Genomic DNA, 16,883 nt, shown 5'->3' on the forward strand with positions numbered 1-16,883 from the left:
ATAGCTGCTGAGAGGTGCACACTCTCAGTAGCTAAGCGATTCAATAGGAACTCACATGAAGTTAAGCTTTAACGTTGAAGACGCAAGTCAGATATTTGTAGGCGCTTTTGCGCTTGCCGTACCTATATCATTTTCTGAAGAAGCTTGGCGCTTAGGGGAAACCCTACCCGGTTATAACCTATTGATGCTGTTTACCCTATCCATCACCTTTCTTGGCCTTTATACCTATGAGAGTGTATTTCAAACCGATGTTAAGGCTAGAAAGCTTGTCTTTATATCTCGAATCGCCATCGCCTATATTATGACTGCGCTTGTAGTAGCCTTAGTCCTGTTTTGTCTTAACAAGCTTCCGTTATTTGAAGATCCACTAACATCGTTTAAACGTATTATTGTAATCACTATGCCAGCTTCAATGGGGGCTATTGTCGTCGACAGTTTTGATAAGGAGTGATCTCACCCTAACAATATTCTTTCTAAATGAAGAAGTTAGTCTAAAAAGCCAAACTTAACGCAATAAGGATAAAATGAAATCAGCCAATATACTGATTAAAGCCACTGTAATTTGCCTCGTGCCCCTACTTGCCTGTTCGATCTACTACACGAGCGAACAACTTAGTGACGTCCATCCTTTTATCTATGTGGCCGCTCAAATGGCACTGCCTATACTACTTATTAGTTGTGCATACATCGCAAATCTAGTTGTATTAGGTAATTGCAAGGGTTGGCGTTTCTACTTGTCATCTTCTTCAATAATAATCTCAGCACTTATTATTGCCAGTATCTGGCTATAAGGCATCCCAACAGTAAATCTATGAACAAAAAATCCAGTACACTTTACCCTGTAAACCGATGCACACAAAAACTAGGGCACCAAAACCGATGACCTCAGAAAAAAACAACCGACAAGAGAAAGTAGTCGAATCTAACCCCTCTTTAGAATCTGAGATCAATTCAGCCCGTATAAACGCACTTGAATTGAAACTAGAAACCCTATCGATCATTACAGAATCACTCTGGAATCTATTTGAGGATAGTGGGTTAGATCCTAGATCGGACCTAAAAGGAGAGATGGCGAAGGTCATCTCTGATCGAGCGAAACGCGATGCAATTACAGTGCGCTGTCCCGCCTGCCACTCACAAGAAAAAGCCAACGCAAGTTACTGTCAGAAGTGCGGAGAAAGCCTGGACTATTTAGGCGACATATCCCCTTTCGATTATTAATAACGACGTTGTTTGCATAAAGAAAGAGACCTGCAAGCAGGCCTCTAGATCTTATTCATCATCTGCCTATACGTAACCTAACAGGCAAATTAAATAACGCTTAGTTAAGGTTCAATCTGATAAGCATCGATACGCTGTGAGAACATTAACGGTACAAATAAGAGATTCCCTTTCGAGGAAAGATCGCCGGTAAACTTCTTAGGTTCATTAAAAAGCAATTCCAGCGTATGGTCTTTATATTTAAAGATATTGCCATTCATCCAGTCACTAATAAACAGCGCGCCATCTATCTCAGCGATACCATCAAGGTTACCAAAGGCTTCTGCATTTTTATAAGATGTTATTTTTTTCGTATCTCTATCAATAATAGAAAGCCCGCCTAGAATATCCGTTGTAAAATCCTTATGAAGACCCGTCCCCCAAGTAGCAACTGTTAACTGTCCATGATTAAAAAGAAGTCCATTTGGATGGGGCAGCGCCTCAGTTGAAATCCATTTAGTCAGCGTGTCATTTTCATAACGATAAACACCACCGCCAAGAATATCACTCAAGTAAACAACGCCTTTATCATCAATAGCTATATCGTTCAGCATAACACTGTCTTCAGCTTTGATTGATTGAACCAGCTCACCTTTTTCATGGTCAACAATGTGCATTTGCTGCATATCAGCAACATAGAGATATTGCTCATCCATTGCGAGCCCTTTAGGTGCATCCATTCCATTAACCCAAACATGACGAATAACCTTACCTTCATCCGATAACAGACTAATATAACCTTTACCGTTTAAAGCAGCAGGGTCGCCATTGACATTGGAAACAAAAAGCAGTGGTTTTGTTGGATGCACTAAAACCGATTCAGGCTCATCAAAACCCTCTAAACTCCATGCCTTATCAGGTGCCGCTAAAACCACGTTAGCACTCAGCGATAGGCATGCTATAGCAACCGATAGTGTTTTTTGTAATCCTTTTTTCACAATATTCACCCTAAATAATCAAATCACTCAACAGATTGTCTTGGTCTTAAATTGGATAGACGCTTATGAACAAACATAAAGCCTTAACCAACTCCATAAATCACCATCTCAAAGATATAAATATAAATATACTTATAACAGATTAACCAAGATCCGCACATCTTTAATTGAATGTTTATCTAAAAACTTACCCCCCTCAGCTTCACTACCTGAGGCTTGGAATAGTTTCACACTACTATACGATGATAAAACGGTAGTAATCCGCTTAAAATCAGAAGTCATTCAGTATGGTTTTGTGCTACTTCAGTGATGACACGGCGTATCCATTGATGGGCCACGTTATGTTGTAAAAGAGGACTCCAAGCCATTTTTAGTTCAAATTCAGGCACCTCAAAAGGGGGTGTTTTCATCACTAAACGAGAGTTATTCGATTGGGACTGAGAAGCCGCCTTAGTCGGTATAGTAGCTATCAATCCCTTTTCTTCAGCCAACAACGCTGCTGATTGATAGTGCCGCGTAAAGACAGAGATATGACGCTTTGCATTTAACTGTTCTAATGCCTCATCAACCCAACCTAAGCGTTTAGTATCTTTAGGCGTAATCCCCATACCAGCCCCCATACCTGTTTTACTAACCCAAACATGGCGTGCAAGCAAATAAGTTTCTAAACGGAAATCATCAGCTATAGGATTATCAACAGAAAAGAGACAGGAAAAACTATCTCGCCATAATGTCTTCTGATGAAATGACTGTGGCATCGTATCAAACCGATTAATCACTATGTCCACAAGCCCCTGTTCTACCTCCTGAAAGCTCATATCACTCGGCGTAAGAATATCCAATACAATGTTAGGGGCCTCTTCCCTTAGACGGTTTAAGAGTCGCGGCATTAACGTCGACTCTCCGTAATCACTGGTCATAATGCGGAAAACACGATCACTAGAAGCTGCATCAAAATTTGCTGCGGGCTCAATTACCTGCTCAACCGAGGCTAATACCTGTCGTAATAGCGGCTGGAGACTTTGGGCCCGCTCAGTCGGCGCCATCCCTTCACTGGTTCTTACAAGCAGAGGATCGCCAAATGTTTCGCGCAAACGACGTAAGCCATTACTCATCGCTGGCTGGGTTATACCTAATAAACTGGCAGAGCGAGTGACATTACGTTCACGTAATAAAATATCTAAATACACCAATAAATTTAAGTCGATCTTATCCAAATTCATAGCAACGCCGCATAAACACTGAAGAAATTTCATAATACCACATCTACATTCACACAATAAATACTGCAAATAAGAGCCATTTATTTCAATTATGCGTCGCCACACACTAAAATCCACATCGAAACTATTACAAAGGGCAACATAAAACGTTGTCGAACATATGGAAGGAATGAGCATGTCTACACTAAACAAAGACATTGAAACTATCTCTGCTGCAAAAGCAGCTGCTGGTAGCCCTTGGGACGCTATTAACCCAGAATCTGCAGCTCGTATGCGCGCTCAGAATAAATTCAAAACTGGCCTAGATATCGCTCAGTACACTGCCGACATTATGCGTGCTGACATGGCTGCATTTGATAAAGACAAATCATTGTACACGCAGTCTTTAGGTTGCTGGCACGGTTTTGTTGGTCAGCAAAAAATGATCTCCATTAAGAAACATTTCGGTGGCAAAACTGACCGTCGTTACTTGTACCTTTCTGGTTGGATGGTAGCTGCACTACGTTCTGAATTCGGTCCTCTTCCTGACCAATCTATGCACGAGAAAACAACCGTTGCTAGCTTAGTAGAAGAGCTTTATACCTTCCTACGCCAAGCAGATGCACGTGAACTAGGCGGTCTATTCCGTGAACTAGACGCTGCACGTGAAGCAGGCGATTCTGCTGCTGAAGCTAAGATCCAAGACCAAATTGACAACCACGTGACTCACGTTGTGCCAATCGTTGCAGATATCGATGCGGGTTTCGGTAACGCTGAAGCAACTTACCTAATGGCTAAGCAGATGATCGAAGCCGGTGCTTGCGCACTGCAGATCGAAAACCAAGTTGCTGATGAGAAGCAGTGTGGTCACCAAGATGGTAAAGTAACCGTTCCTCACGCTGACTTCCACGCTAAGCTACGTGCTCTACGTTACGCTTTCCTTGAGCTAGGCATTGACAACGGTATCATCGTTGCACGTACTGACTCTGAAGGTGCTGGCCTAACTAAAGAGATCGCTGTTGTTAATGAACCTGGCGATCAAGGCGATATTTACAACTCTTTCCTTGATGTTGAAGAGATCGATGTAGCTGATATGGCTGAAGGCGATGTATGCTTCAACCGTGACGGCAAGCTTGTTCGTCCTAAGCGTCTACCATCCGGTCTATACCAGTTCCGTCAAGGTACAGGTCATGAGCGTTGCGTATTTGACTGTATTGAAGCGATCAATGCCGGTGCAGACCTTCTATGGATCGAAACGGCTGTACCAACCGTACACGAAATCAAAGGCATGATGGATGACGTACGTAAAGTTCACCCAGATGCTAAATTGGTTTACAACAACTCTCCATCGTTCAACTGGACATTAAACTTCCGTCAGCAAACTTACGATACTTGGGTTGCTGAAGGTAAAGATGTATCTGCATACGACCGCGCTAACCTAATGAGCGCTGAGTATGACGATTCTGAATTGTCTGCTGTAGCTGATGAACGTACACGTACATTCCAAGCTGATACATCACGTGAAGCAAACGTATTCCATCACTTGATCACTCTACCGACTTACCACACAACTGCGTTGTCTGTAGACAACCTAGCGAAAGAGTACTTCGGTGAGCAAGGCATGTTGGGTTACGTTAAGAATGTTCAGCGTGAAGAGATCCGTCAAGGTATCGCCTGTGTGAAACATCAGAACATGTCTGGTTCAGACATCGGTGATGACCACAAAGAATACTTTGCGGGTGAAAATGCGCTTAAAGCTGGCGGTGCGAAAAACACCTCTAACCAGTTTAACTAAGCTTAATTAGCGTTAACTGCCTTAATTAATTTTCCAGCGTTAATTAGGGCAGACTCCTATACTGGAGCATAAGGCGGCACCTGTAGCAAGGGCCGCCTTTTTTATAGATAAGATTTCTAAGATCTGTCGAAAGACTCGAATGGCTTTTTACGTTAAAATTCTAGCCCGTTTTCTACTGCAAACTGATTAAGTGATTTCGAATATGACTGATACACCTGATTTTCTTAAAGATGCTAAAGATTTGTTAACTGAGCAAGGATTTACTACAGGTAATACTTGGTATCATGGGACATCATCGGCGCTGGTCGACTCAATAAAAGAACAAGGGTTAAAACGCTCAGGTGATCAAGCGCTGAAAGATGCGGCAAAGAAAACCATGGCAACAATCGGCAATGCCTATACAGAATCAGTTGAACCGGTTTTTTTAACACAAAGCAAAGAGCTAGCTTTTTACTGGGCCCAGCAAACCGTTCGAGACCGCAGTGTACGAATCGAAGGAGATGAACAGCCCGTCGTCCTTGCCGTTAATCTTTCGGAAGAGCTTAATGCACAAGTAAAACCCGATGTCGGTGCCGCAAGCTTATTGCTAGTTAAAGAAGGTGAAAATTTTATGGCCTATCTAGCAGGCATTTATCAAGAAAATGGGTTTGATGCACCCGAAATTGATTTAATGAAGGCTGACCGTATGGAATATCTCACTAAACTGGGTATGGCCTATTTTAATGCTGATATCGATGCCGCTCACGTCACAACACTCAGCGACTAACAGACAATAATCTGCCAGCCCTGTGATTTATGGGTCATCAGAGCAGACTAACCAAAAAAGGATGCATCGCATCCTTTTTTGCTATTTGGGTGATAAAACGTCTGGTTCAAAAACACTCATCCCGCTTACAACGTCTACACCGTTCCCCCATGTGACCGGCCGAACTACTGAGTAGACTCAGCTTCATACTTACGCTTCAGCTTATCAATATACTGTTGCTGCGAACTCAAGTTTAGTTCATGAACTAATACCTTACTTTCTAAGCGAATTACATCCTGACTTAAACTTTTCACCTGCTGAAGTTGAACAAAATTAAAGCCGATAGAGCAAATAAATAAAAACCCTATCACGATCAATGCATCTAAATGCAGTGTAAATTTCCGTTTTAAATTCACTATAATCTCACTCATTTGGTAACAAAAAACCTAGTAACAAGAGAGTATCTTTTTAAGTACAAAACACAAACTAAAACGCAAAAAATCATACCGAGCCCAACCGGATATCGCGCCTAGAAAATAGCCCCGCCCTGCTTCGCTAAACACACAAGCGAGATATCGATAAAATCATGTACCGCAACTGCGTAATATTCACGAATAAATGCCACGATGAACGGCTCATTATGGACTGAGTAAACGCGCTATTTCACAACACTACAGCCATTAAAATATGATAAAAAATCATTTCCATCGACAAATTCACACCCAAACCTGGGCCACCCTACTGACTAATTGGATACAACGATCTTTTTCTACGCTGGCTTATTTGACGTTTTTACTAAAAATAGCTCCAACGCCTTTAAAATCGGGCAGTAAGCACCGTTTTGTAGTCAAAAATCGTTAGACCCAATTGGAATATAAAACAACCTGGTTATAACTATAAAACCTGTAAATAAAGAACATACGGCCTTATACCAAAGTCGCTAGTACTTAGGAATGAACCTCAGAAGCCCCGATATATAAGGTTTTTTACTGATTTGGCCTTTATATATTATGTAGTTATTTTACCTCTTTATGCCGAGAGGTCATGTAGCAATACTACATTTTTGCACCTGCACAAAAAGTAGCTTTGACGGCGGCACAAAATACCCCCATTATTCAGTCCACCAAGCCATACAGAGTATTCAACAGCCTGTTTGGTCTGATTATCACCTGCACGATAATCAAATAAAAAAGTTGAGTTAAGGGAACTACCGGCTTGGGCTTGTGACTCGCCAAAATTTAATTTATTGAACAGATTACTCTGTAGAGGATTGACCATGTCCGCATTGAACCAAGACATTGAAACTATCTCTGCTGCAAAAGCAGCTGCTGGTAGCCCTTGGGACGCTATTAACCCAGAATCTGCAGCTCGTATGCGCGCTCAGAATAAATTCAAAACTGGCCTAGATATCGCTCAGTACACTGCCGACATTATGCGTGCTGACATGGCTGCATTTGATAAAGACAAATCATTGTACACGCAGTCTTTAGGTTGCTGGCACGGTTTTGTTGGTCAGCAAAAAATGATCTCCATTAAGAAACATTTCGGTGGCAAAACTGACCGTCGTTACTTGTACCTTTCTGGTTGGATGGTAGCTGCACTACGTTCTGAATTCGGTCCTCTTCCTGACCAATCTATGCACGAGAAAACAACCGTTGCTAGCTTAGTAGAAGAGCTTTATACCTTCCTACGCCAAGCAGATGCACGTGAACTAGGCGGTCTATTCCGTGAACTAGACGCTGCACGTGAAGCAGGCGATTCTGCTGCTGAAGCTAAGATCCAAGACCAAATTGACAACCACGTGACTCACGTTGTGCCAATCGTTGCAGATATCGATGCGGGTTTCGGTAACGCTGAAGCAACTTACCTAATGGCTAAGCAGATGATCGAAGCCGGTGCTTGCGCACTGCAGATCGAAAACCAAGTTGCTGATGAGAAGCAGTGTGGTCACCAAGATGGTAAAGTAACCGTTCCTCACGCTGACTTCCACGCTAAGCTACGTGCTCTACGTTACGCTTTCCTTGAGCTAGGCATTGACAACGGTATCATCGTTGCACGTACTGACTCTGAAGGTGCTGGCCTAACTAAAGAGATCGCTGTTGTTAATGAACCTGGCGATCAAGGCGATATTTACAACTCTTTCCTTGATGTTGAAGAGATCGATGTAGCTGATATGGCTGAAGGCGATGTATGCTTCAACCGTGACGGCAAGCTTGTTCGTCCTAAGCGTCTACCATCCGGTCTATACCAGTTCCGTCAAGGTACAGGTCATGAGCGTTGCGTATTTGACTGTATTGAAGCGATCAATGCCGGTGCAGACCTTCTATGGATCGAAACGGCTGTACCAACCGTACACGAAATCAAAGGCATGATGGATGACGTACGTAAAGTTCACCCAGATGCTAAATTGGTTTACAACAACTCTCCATCGTTCAACTGGACATTAAACTTCCGTCAGCAAACTTACGATACTTGGGTTGCTGAAGGTAAAGATGTATCTGCATACGACCGCGCTAACCTAATGAGCGCTGAGTATGACGATTCTGAATTGTCTGCTGTAGCTGATGAACGTACACGTACATTCCAAGCTGATACATCACGTGAAGCAAACGTATTCCATCACTTGATCACTCTACCGACTTACCACACAACTGCGTTGTCTGTAGACAACCTAGCGAAAGAGTACTTCGGTGAGCAAGGCATGTTGGGTTACGTTAAGAATGTTCAGCGTGAAGAGATCCGTCAAGGTATCGCCTGTGTGAAACATCAGAACATGTCTGGTTCAGACATCGGTGATGACCACAAAGAATACTTTGCGGGTGAAAATGCGCTTAAAGCTGGCGGTGCGAAAAACACCTCTAACCAGTTCGGTTAATTGTTAAGCACTTCAGACTAAAAAAGGACGCTTCGGCGTCCTTTTTTATTTCAATAATTTAGAATAACATCCTCTCCTCTTACCTTTATTTCACACACTCGTTATTATCAATAATTCCTATTTTTTATTGGCCCTATAGATGCTTACTAATAAGTTCCACTATGCTTGGACTATTGTTCTGTCTGGCGCGATCTCTCTCTTCGCTTGCTTAGGACTAGGCCGTTTTGCACTCGGTATGTTACTACCCTCTATGGGCAGCAGCCTTCAACTAAGCTATACACAGATGGGACTTATCAGTACGGGTAATTTTATTGGCTATCTATTCGCTGTATTACTTTGTCATCACCTTATTCATAAGTTTGGCGCGCGCTACTCCATATTCTTAGGTTTAATCTTAGTTGGCATAAGCATGTTTTTAATCAGCTTCAGCAGCCATTTTATGATTATCACACTTCTATATTTCATAACGGGTATAGGTAGTGGTACTGCTAACATAGCGGTTATGAGCTTAGTCGCCCATTGGTTTACTGTGCAGCATCGAGGCCGTGCAGCGGGATTTATGATCATGGGTAACGGCTTAGGCATTGTTGCTAGTGGCGCATTAATTCCTTGGCTAAATAGCACATGGCTCGACGATGGCTGGAAAGTCGGCTGGGGAGCATTTGGATTAATCATCATTCTGGCCGCATGTATCACGGCGTTTCTCTTTCGTAACAACCCAACTAAACTAAATTTAAAACCTTATGGATATGAGTCTTCATCCTCTACCGATCCGTTGCAAGCTACCTCCAAACCCGCAGGCTTAGAATCTGATAAACAAGCATCTAAATCCATCAGTAAATTGATCCTTCATATAGGCTCAATCTATTTCTTATTTGGTTTTACCTATGTGATTTATGCAACCTTTATCGTAACAACTCTGGTTGAGCAATATCATTTCACAGAAAGTGACGCTGGATCACTATGGATGACAATGGGCATTCTGAGTATTTTCTCAGGTGCTATTTTTGGCAGTCTATCTGATCGGTTTGGGCGCAGGTTTGGCCTAATATTAGTGTTTATATTGCAAACACTTGCATACTCTTTAGCAGCATCAGAAATAGGAACATTCACCCTATTTTTATCCATGACATTATTTGGAATATCAGCCTTTAGTATTCCCGCAATTATCGCTGCAATGATCAGTGATATTTTACCTATATCCGCTGCGGGCAAAGCCTTTGGCTATGTCACCTTTTTCTTTGCTATAGGCCAAATTTCAGGACCAACATTAGCCGGGTATTTAGCAGAACAAAGCGAATCATTCACATCAAGCTACCTCCTTTGTGCTTGTGCAACGACGTTGGCTATCATATTAACAACTCTCTTTAGGCCTAAAATACCTTCTCGCTAAGTATTGCCGTTTCTACGGCAATCCTTTGCCTTAAAAACGATAATAAACCGCCTTTCACATAACTTCTCTCTTAAAAAACATAGAGTTAAATAGTTGGCATTTCCTTTGCTGTAGATTATGTACAGTAAACTTATGGAGATCAGCTCTATGCATAGTACACAGGCATCATTTAATGCTCAGGCGCATATTCCTATTGATGAGCCTTTGAAAAAGCATCTGCCTGCAACGAAGAGCGCTCTTTCTATCCAACAGATGGATCAATTTTATTTAACAATGCTCGAGCAGTTTTCTCCTGTTACACAAAAAAAACATTACTTAGCCCAGCAAGAGAAACAAATTCAAGCCCTGTTTAGAGTCAATGGAATTCTTGTTGCTGCTTTTTATACCGATTCAACCATTTTATGCTTTGATCAAAAAGTAGAGTCACTGATAGAAGCGATCAACTATGCCCCTTTAAGCCTTGATCGTATAAGCTTCATATTAGAGAACCGCCTATCAGGCCATGTCACACTTGAGTACTACTCTAAAAACCACCCCACACACGAAGATTTACTGAAAGGCTCGTTATATACAAAAACAGACTTAAAAGCGGGTTTCACCATTGATGAAACATCTTTAGAGGAGTTAATGTGTGATTGGCTACAGCAATATCAGCAATGGATGCAGGACTATCTATATTTTAACCTTGCACAAATTTCTGCTGAAGAATCAGAGACCCCAAAAACAATCAACAACGATCCTGTACCAGTAGAGGAAGATATAGTCACGACTCTTCTAGCTAATAATTACTCTATCGTTAGCTAAAATTCATCCATTGAATCCAAAATTTTCACATTATAAAAACGCATTTAATCCCCGACAAATAGACCAAAAAACCTCTAATCAAATAAGGCACGAACAGCATCAGGCAATGGAACTGATTTCTCAATCCTGTGATCAATCCATACCACCTTTGCATGCCCGTGGCTCACAATAGCTTTGTCATCATGCTGACTGAAAACCTTATAGTAAGTCATAAAGCTCGAACGCCCTGGATCGCTAATATAGCAATCAATACGTAATTGATCAGGATAGACCACCGGTCGAATAAATGAACAGCCTATATCAATTACGACAGGGGCCAGCCCATTAGGGTCAAGCTCCACATTCATATTATCTAAAAGCTGCACCCGCGCTTCTTCAAGATAACGCATGTACATCGCATTATTGACATGCCCATAGGCATCCATATCACCCCACCGAACAGGGATTGAACAGCTATATAGTAACTTACTTTTTTCCAGATCCATCCCAGCCTCACATATAGATAATTAAAAAACTCACTGTAAACTATCTAGCCGAAGAAGGAATGACAACTTCAATCAAAACCAGTAACACTATGTCATACTGTTCAGGATCTAGATAATCAACGAGCCCCAAATAAACTCACCTACTACGGAGCTATACAATGCTAAATTACCTGCTTCCTATCCTAATTATTGCCATCTTGTTTTTTCTCTATAAAAACCATCAAAATTCAAAGCAGCAATTGGCCTATAACCTAGAAGCAGGAGAAACTTTTTTAGCGTCTAATTTAACCAAAGAAAACGTTACACAAACAGACTCTGGCTTACAGTACGAAGTGTTAACAAAAGGTACGGGAGAGGAGCATCCAAAAGCCACATCAAAAGTAAAAGTACACTACCACGGCACCTTAATTGACGGCTCAGTCTTTGATAGTTCAGTAGAGCGTGGTGAACCTATAGAATTCGGATTAAACCAAGTCATTAAAGGCTGGACGGAAGGTGTACAGTTGATGGTTGTGGGAGAAAAAACACGCTTTTATATTCCAAGCGAACTTGCTTACGGCAATGGCTCAGCAGGTATAATTACCCCAGGATCAACGCTTATTTTTGAAGTAGAGCTGATCGATTTTAAGTAAAAATGGAAGCTCTATATTATCCTGCTCTAATGCGTAAGGTCTGTGCGCTACTTTCCTAACCCGCACCTATGTGCGGGCCTCTTTTTTGTATACCTAAGCTAATTGTTATAGGTTAGGTGCTTTAGTCACGGGTCGCTTGTTCGCAGGGTCTGCCGCCGGATCACCAAAAAACTTCAACCCAATATAGACCCACCATGCCCTTAATGCCCACATACCATCATCTTGACACATTTGTTGTAAGAGCCGGTCTGCAGCATCGCGATCTTCATCTTTATCCAACAAGTTCTCACGCATTAATTGATATAAAGCATCGTGAACTAACGATCCACGCATAAAATCTCGCGTATCAATAGTCGGGCCTGAAGGGCCGTCCCACGCATATCCCTTTTTAATGCTAAGCAGTCCATCCTTTGTTAGCTCAATATAGCCCGAAGGCGAACGAATATCGCTACTCGGCAAAAATGGGATGGACGTTACATAATCATCAACTATCTGGTATTTATACCCTTTCTTATATTCGATGCATTCCATGGCATTTTCCTCACGAATAAAATAACGTAAACCTTTCAGCATAGTACAGAGTATAGAAGCGGAGTCACAAACTACCTATTCATTTAACAGCTCAATACCAACAGCGCTATAAATCCTGCATTTATATAAAAACGTAAAATATTCTAAACAAAGAGGTTTAATATCGCTACCACCAACATCAATCATGTCACTACATTGGTTTTTCAGCTTTAATTTCAACCGGGGTAATATAGCCCTCCTTCAGAGCCTTAATCATATTCCTAACATAACAAAATGATAATGTTCAGAGACTTCATTGCCATCAGGTACTTAGTGACCTGTAAACAGACTAACCATGTAACCCGCGATAAAAACAGTCTATTAAAACCTGAGGCAATATAAATGGTTATTCAAATTGAACAATCATCTGATTAAGCTTGCCACTAATAACAACAAGATTATCCGCATAAGATCGATTATTTTCCGCTTCGTTTAAGCTGTTATTCGCTAGATCAGTATTTTTTGACATAGCATTAACAATCTCCATCGTTAATTGAGACTGTTGCTCGGTTGCTGAAGCTATTTGTGAACTCATCTGGCTGATGCTCAAATTAGCCTCTGCTATTTCACCAATCGCTTGTTCCGCTTCATTTGCAATCTGCATAGTTTCTTCAGTTTTTTGCATATAGAGCTGAGTGCGCTCCACTACATCATTGGTGGTTGCATTAAGCTTATTGGTCAATTTCTTAATATCACTCGCAGCACGCGAAGTATTTCCTGCTAAATTTCTCACCTCATCAGCAACTACCGCAAAACCTCGTCCCATCTCACCAGCTCTCGCCGCCTCAATTGACGCGTTAAGTGCTAACAAATTGGTTTGATCCGAAAACTCCTCGATGATTAACAACGCCTGTAGGATTGACTCCGTATCCCCTTTCAAGGAAACAAGCGCATCATTAGTCCCCGCAACATCACTCGAAAGCTCGGCGATATTGTTATGAGTACCTCTCATCAACCGAATACCTTTCTGGGTCAGGTCATTAGCTTGATTTGTGTATTCACGTGTATGAGCCGCATGGTCAGCCACTTCGACGAATGAGCTCTTTAGTTGCTCCATCTGCTCTGCAGTACTGCGTGTACTAGCTTGTTGCTCAGCCACAATAGAACTAAGGTTTTTTGCACTAGTGTTCATATTGGACTCTAGCTCTTTAAGTACGCCAGTTTCACGCTTAATGTTCGTCAGCAGGTCAGAGAAGTAATCTTTTAAACTATTGATAGAGATACGTAACGTTGCTACTTCACTGATTTTACTAGGCATATCCATCTGCATTTTTAAATCACCTTCAGATAAGCGACTTACATAATCAGTTGCACGATGAAGAATGGCAGCCAGACGGTATTTAATCATCGACATACAGGCGCCTGTAATAATGATCAAAACAACACAGACCGCCAGTAACAGGTATACATCCTGTAAAATGTTCTGATAGTGTTCTTCCAGAGTACCTTCTAAACCTTGGAGAGACTGTTCAAGCTTGAGCACTTGCTCCTTTGCGGCCAAACTACCTTGCTGTTTTTGCTCAGTAAATTTAGCGATATTATCTAACTCTTTAGGGTAGCGTCCTGCTAAATTTTTAATAATTTGCAAAGATGCTTCACCAATATCTTCTGCCGGGCCATTACTTTCCTCGGTATCCCAACCTAATACACTAGCCAGTTCATCTTCCTCAACCTCAGCCTCTTTATAAACACCTAAACGAGGTAAAGCATAGAGTTTTTCGGCCGTCTCTTGCATGCCAACTAAATAACTTTCACTGCTCTTTAATATTGAGCTATCGCCTTTTGAGGCGCTATTTTGTCTCACATAAATGGTCGGTACTAGATAATTGATAAATTCAGCTGACAAGTTCAAGTACTTCTGCTTAAGATCGCTTGGAGCGTTCTCCGCTTTAGCAACATATTCCATTATTGCCGTTATCTCGGCGAACATTTCTCGCTCACTATTTACTAGCAAAAGCTCCGGATTAGATAATTTTCCCGCTTCTCGTAAAGTACTCAAAGCATTATCTCGCACCAATATCATCTGCTCCACCGCAGGGGTTTTAATGTCTGACGGCAATAATCGGTTCTGCTGTGTTTCCCCAATCAGTTCATTAATATCATTACTAATTTTACTAAGCAGCGTTGCATCACCTGTCAGCAGGTAGGTGTTTATAGGCTTTTCAATTGCGTGACGGGTACTCGCTTCATATTCGTAATAGCTCGTACTGGTCTGATAGGCATCGTTTAGACGATCAAGCGACCACACTATAGAGATAGTAAGCACAGCAAGGATAAGGAAAAGAGCAAGTGAGGTGAGCTTAGTTAGCAAAGAGATTTTCATAGATTTGTACGCCATTACAACATGTGATTAAAAAATGAACGTCCTTTTCCTACGGAAATATTAATTCCGAATGCGTGTTATTAGACTACCGAGAGATGACAAAAATATGACAAACAGCAACAATTTATTGCTGATAATAGGGAGGCCGCTATTAAATAAGCGCTTAAAAATCTTAAGCTTAGGAAAGCTTACTCAGACTTGATTTGTAATTAAGAGGAATAAGGAGGGAAAGTATTCGAATAGGGCTAAGCGCACGATAAGCTATGGGAGGGCAACAAAACCACAACCTATCGTACACTTAACAAAATACCTAGTTAGGCGTCTGCGGTCGTAGGGTCTATCTCACTTTTAATTTCTGAGATGGTATTAGCCGGAAATCCACTTCGCTCCGCATGTTCATGAATTAACGCTTCATCCGCGCTGTTATAGATACAGAAGGTTTTATCTCCAACAACGTAGCTGTTTTCCCAACTGATATCTTTTTGCTCTGACTGCATAGCAGATAGCACTTCATTTGATTTTTCGGCCGCGGCACTTAACGCTGCATCATCAGCCAAACCTATATCCGGAATATCTCTCTCAATAATGAACTTAGGCATGTATAAGAACTCCATATAATGTTTTTGTTGTTATCTAGTACACTGATACTAAAATCAATTGCCCCTTAAAAATGCTATGTAAACTGTAGCACTAAACTACAGATTATGTAGTTAGAAAACCTGATTGAGTGAAACTATGCAATATTTACAATTCTGCCCTCTCGCCAAAGCCTCAGAAATCTTGTGCGAAAAATGGACCCTACTAATTATTAGGGAGCTATTAATGGGTGGGAAACGCTTTAATGATTTTCAACGGGGCACGGCAGCTATCTCGCCAACCATGTTAACCAAACGTTTAAATGAACTCACAGAAAATGGGCTTGTGATCCGTAAGAAAATTTCTGGTCAACGGGGATATGAATACTTTCTTTCTGAATCGGGTAAAGAGTTAGCGCCTATTATTCAACAGATAGGTGAATGGGGAATGCGCTGGACGCGAAGTCAACTTCCCGACTCCGAACTTGATATAGAGCTGCTTATGCTCTACCTAGAACGCAGCATTAACCCAGAAAATTTACCCGGTGAAAGTACGATTATCTCGTTTAATTTTACTGATCAAAACCAGATGGCCAAATGGTGGATTGTGGTCACTAATGAAAATGTCGATATTTGTACCGTTGATCCAGGCAAAGAGATTGATATCTGGTTTAACACCGATCTGCGTACAATGATCGAGATTTGGATGGGCTACACTACTTATAAGGCAGCGATTCGTGCACAAAAGCTACAACTCATAGGACCGAGAGCACTCACGAATAATGTCAATAGTTGGATGGATAATAGCGTTTTTGCAGAAATTCCTGCAGCCACTGAGATCTAACCTAGTAGCAGCAAAGCCCCTACTAATTAGTCGAGTCTGTTTTGAATAGATGAAAAAAATATAGGGCAAATTGACACTAAGAAGATTGGGTAAGGGTAGTTACCAGTTATAACCATCCTGTTTTCTCTCTTAAATGCTAACTATCGACTGCCCCAGATTTTAGAAACCGCGCGATCACTTCCTAAAAAACCAACAATCAAACACACAAAACCAATTACGAAAAAGACCAGAATAGGGATAAGACCGCCTAACTGGTCGGAAGCGATGGCTGTAATACCTGACAACGTTGAAAGCACAAAAAACAAGAGCCCCATATACATCAAAATCTTACGATGAGACGCTTTATAGCTATATTCACCTCCACCGGATTCGAAAATATTTAAGATAGGCGCAAAAAGTTTTCTTAAGGTATTTTTCATAGGGCTCTCACAGATAATACAAG

18 protein-coding genes are annotated in these 16,883 nt (G+C 41.5%); 9 read left to right on the forward strand and 9 right to left on the reverse strand.

Translation table 11 applies throughout. The annotated features are described in order from the left end of the window. Positions 1–55 precede the first annotated feature (55 nt). Together A3774_RS07435 and A3774_RS07440 are read left to right on the forward strand one after the other, a co-directional pair. Positions 56–451, forward strand: a complete 396-nt coding sequence (locus A3774_RS07435) for a DUF2391 family protein (protein WP_067865567.1) — start codon at positions 56–58, stop codon at positions 449–451. Positions 452–879: 428 nt separating this feature from the next. Next, positions 880–1,221 (forward strand): zinc ribbon domain-containing protein, encoded by a 342-nt coding sequence (locus A3774_RS07440; RefSeq protein ID WP_067865570.1) that lies wholly within the window; start codon positions 880–882, stop codon positions 1,219–1,221. 104 nt (positions 1,222–1,325) lie between these two features. Here the strand turns inward: A3774_RS07440 and A3774_RS07445 are convergent, their stop codons facing one another. Beyond that, positions 1,326–2,198, reverse strand: coding sequence for an NHL repeat-containing protein (locus tag A3774_RS07445; RefSeq protein WP_067865573.1), 873 nt, complete (start codon positions 2,196–2,198; stop codon positions 1,326–1,328). Between the two features lie 278 nt (positions 2,199–2,476). Next, the gene (locus A3774_RS07450; RefSeq protein WP_067865576.1) at positions 2,477–3,421 is read right to left on the reverse strand and encodes a LysR family transcriptional regulator; all 945 of its coding nucleotides are present in this window, start codon (positions 3,419–3,421) and stop codon (positions 2,477–2,479) included. Positions 3,422–3,596: 175 nt separating this feature from the next. Between A3774_RS07450 and A3774_RS07455 the strand changes: the two genes are divergently transcribed. Beyond that, positions 3,597–5,195, forward strand: a complete 1,599-nt coding sequence (locus A3774_RS07455; RefSeq protein ID WP_067865579.1) for an isocitrate lyase — start codon at positions 3,597–3,599, stop codon at positions 5,193–5,195. 202 nt (positions 5,196–5,397) lie between these two features. Next, positions 5,398–5,961, forward strand: coding sequence for a hypothetical protein (locus tag A3774_RS07460; protein ID WP_067865583.1), 564 nt, complete (start codon positions 5,398–5,400; stop codon positions 5,959–5,961). A gap of 164 nt (positions 5,962–6,125) precedes the next feature. Here the strand turns inward: A3774_RS07460 and A3774_RS07465 are convergent, their stop codons facing one another. After that, entirely contained in the window at positions 6,126–6,371 is a 246-nt protein-coding gene (locus A3774_RS07465; protein WP_067865586.1) for a hypothetical protein, read from the reverse strand. Between the two features lie 598 nt (positions 6,372–6,969). Further along, positions 6,970–7,239 carry a hypothetical protein gene (locus A3774_RS07470; protein WP_156473679.1) on the reverse strand — a complete coding sequence of 90 codons (270 nt, stop codon included), beginning with the start codon at positions 7,237–7,239 and terminating at the stop codon, positions 6,970–6,972. On the opposite strand from A3774_RS07470, the gene A3774_RS07475 reads away from it, so the two are divergent. From A3774_RS07475 to A3774_RS07485, 3 genes are all read left to right on the forward strand, one after another. Next, positions 7,217–8,815, forward strand: coding sequence for an isocitrate lyase (locus A3774_RS07475; RefSeq protein ID WP_067865593.1), 1,599 nt, complete (start codon positions 7,217–7,219; stop codon positions 8,813–8,815). The genes A3774_RS07470 and A3774_RS07475 overlap by 23 nt on opposite strands. Before the next feature lie 139 nt (positions 8,816–8,954). Beyond that, a complete protein-coding gene (locus tag A3774_RS07480; protein WP_067865596.1) occupies positions 8,955–10,208 on the forward strand; it encodes an MFS transporter in 1,254 nt (417 codons plus the stop codon). A 147-nt stretch (positions 10,209–10,355) separates the two neighbouring features. Continuing rightward, entirely contained in the window at positions 10,356–11,012 is a 657-nt protein-coding gene (locus A3774_RS07485; protein ID WP_156473680.1) for a hypothetical protein, read from the forward strand. A gap of 74 nt (positions 11,013–11,086) precedes the next feature. On the opposite strand, the gene A3774_RS07490 is transcribed toward A3774_RS07485, so the two are convergent. Continuing rightward, positions 11,087–11,497 carry an acyl-CoA thioesterase gene (locus tag A3774_RS07490; protein WP_067865602.1) on the reverse strand — a complete coding sequence of 137 codons (411 nt, stop codon included), beginning with the start codon at positions 11,495–11,497 and terminating at the stop codon, positions 11,087–11,089. A 158-nt stretch (positions 11,498–11,655) separates the two neighbouring features. Between A3774_RS07490 and A3774_RS07495 the strand changes: the two genes are divergently transcribed. Next, on the forward strand, positions 11,656–12,129 hold the full coding sequence (locus A3774_RS07495) for an FKBP-type peptidyl-prolyl cis-trans isomerase (RefSeq protein ID WP_067865607.1): 474 nt from the start codon (positions 11,656–11,658) through the stop codon (positions 12,127–12,129). A 105-nt stretch (positions 12,130–12,234) separates the two neighbouring features. Here the strand turns inward: A3774_RS07495 and A3774_RS07500 are convergent, their stop codons facing one another. The 3 genes from A3774_RS07500 to A3774_RS07510 all read right to left on the reverse strand — a co-directional run bounded on the left by A3774_RS07500 (position 12,235) and on the right by A3774_RS07510 (position 15,621). After that, entirely contained in the window at positions 12,235–12,660 is a 426-nt protein-coding gene (locus tag A3774_RS07500; RefSeq protein WP_067865694.1) for a DUF1353 domain-containing protein, read from the reverse strand. 385 nt (positions 12,661–13,045) lie between these two features. Beyond that, complete coding sequence (locus A3774_RS07505) at positions 13,046–15,022, reverse strand: methyl-accepting chemotaxis protein (protein ID WP_197468032.1); 1,977 nt, start codon at positions 15,020–15,022, stop codon at positions 13,046–13,048. Positions 15,023–15,336: 314 nt separating this feature from the next. Then, entirely contained in the window at positions 15,337–15,621 is a 285-nt protein-coding gene (locus A3774_RS07510; protein ID WP_067865613.1) for a DUF4242 domain-containing protein, read from the reverse strand. A gap of 136 nt (positions 15,622–15,757) precedes the next feature. Here A3774_RS07510 and A3774_RS07515 point away from each other — a divergent pair, with 136 nt between their 5' ends. Further along, entirely contained in the window at positions 15,758–16,441 is a 684-nt protein-coding gene (locus A3774_RS07515; RefSeq protein ID WP_067865616.1) for a winged helix-turn-helix transcriptional regulator, read from the forward strand. A gap of 140 nt (positions 16,442–16,581) precedes the next feature. On the opposite strand, the gene A3774_RS07520 is transcribed toward A3774_RS07515, so the two are convergent. After that, complete coding sequence (locus tag A3774_RS07520) at positions 16,582–16,860, reverse strand: hypothetical protein (protein WP_067865619.1); 279 nt, start codon at positions 16,858–16,860, stop codon at positions 16,582–16,584. Between the last annotated feature and the right edge of the window lie 23 nt (positions 16,861–16,883).

The sequence above is a fragment of the Neptuniibacter marinus genome (genome assembly GCF_001597725.1).
Classification (GTDB): domain Bacteria; phylum Pseudomonadota; class Gammaproteobacteria; order Pseudomonadales; family Balneatricaceae; genus Neptuniibacter; species Neptuniibacter marinus.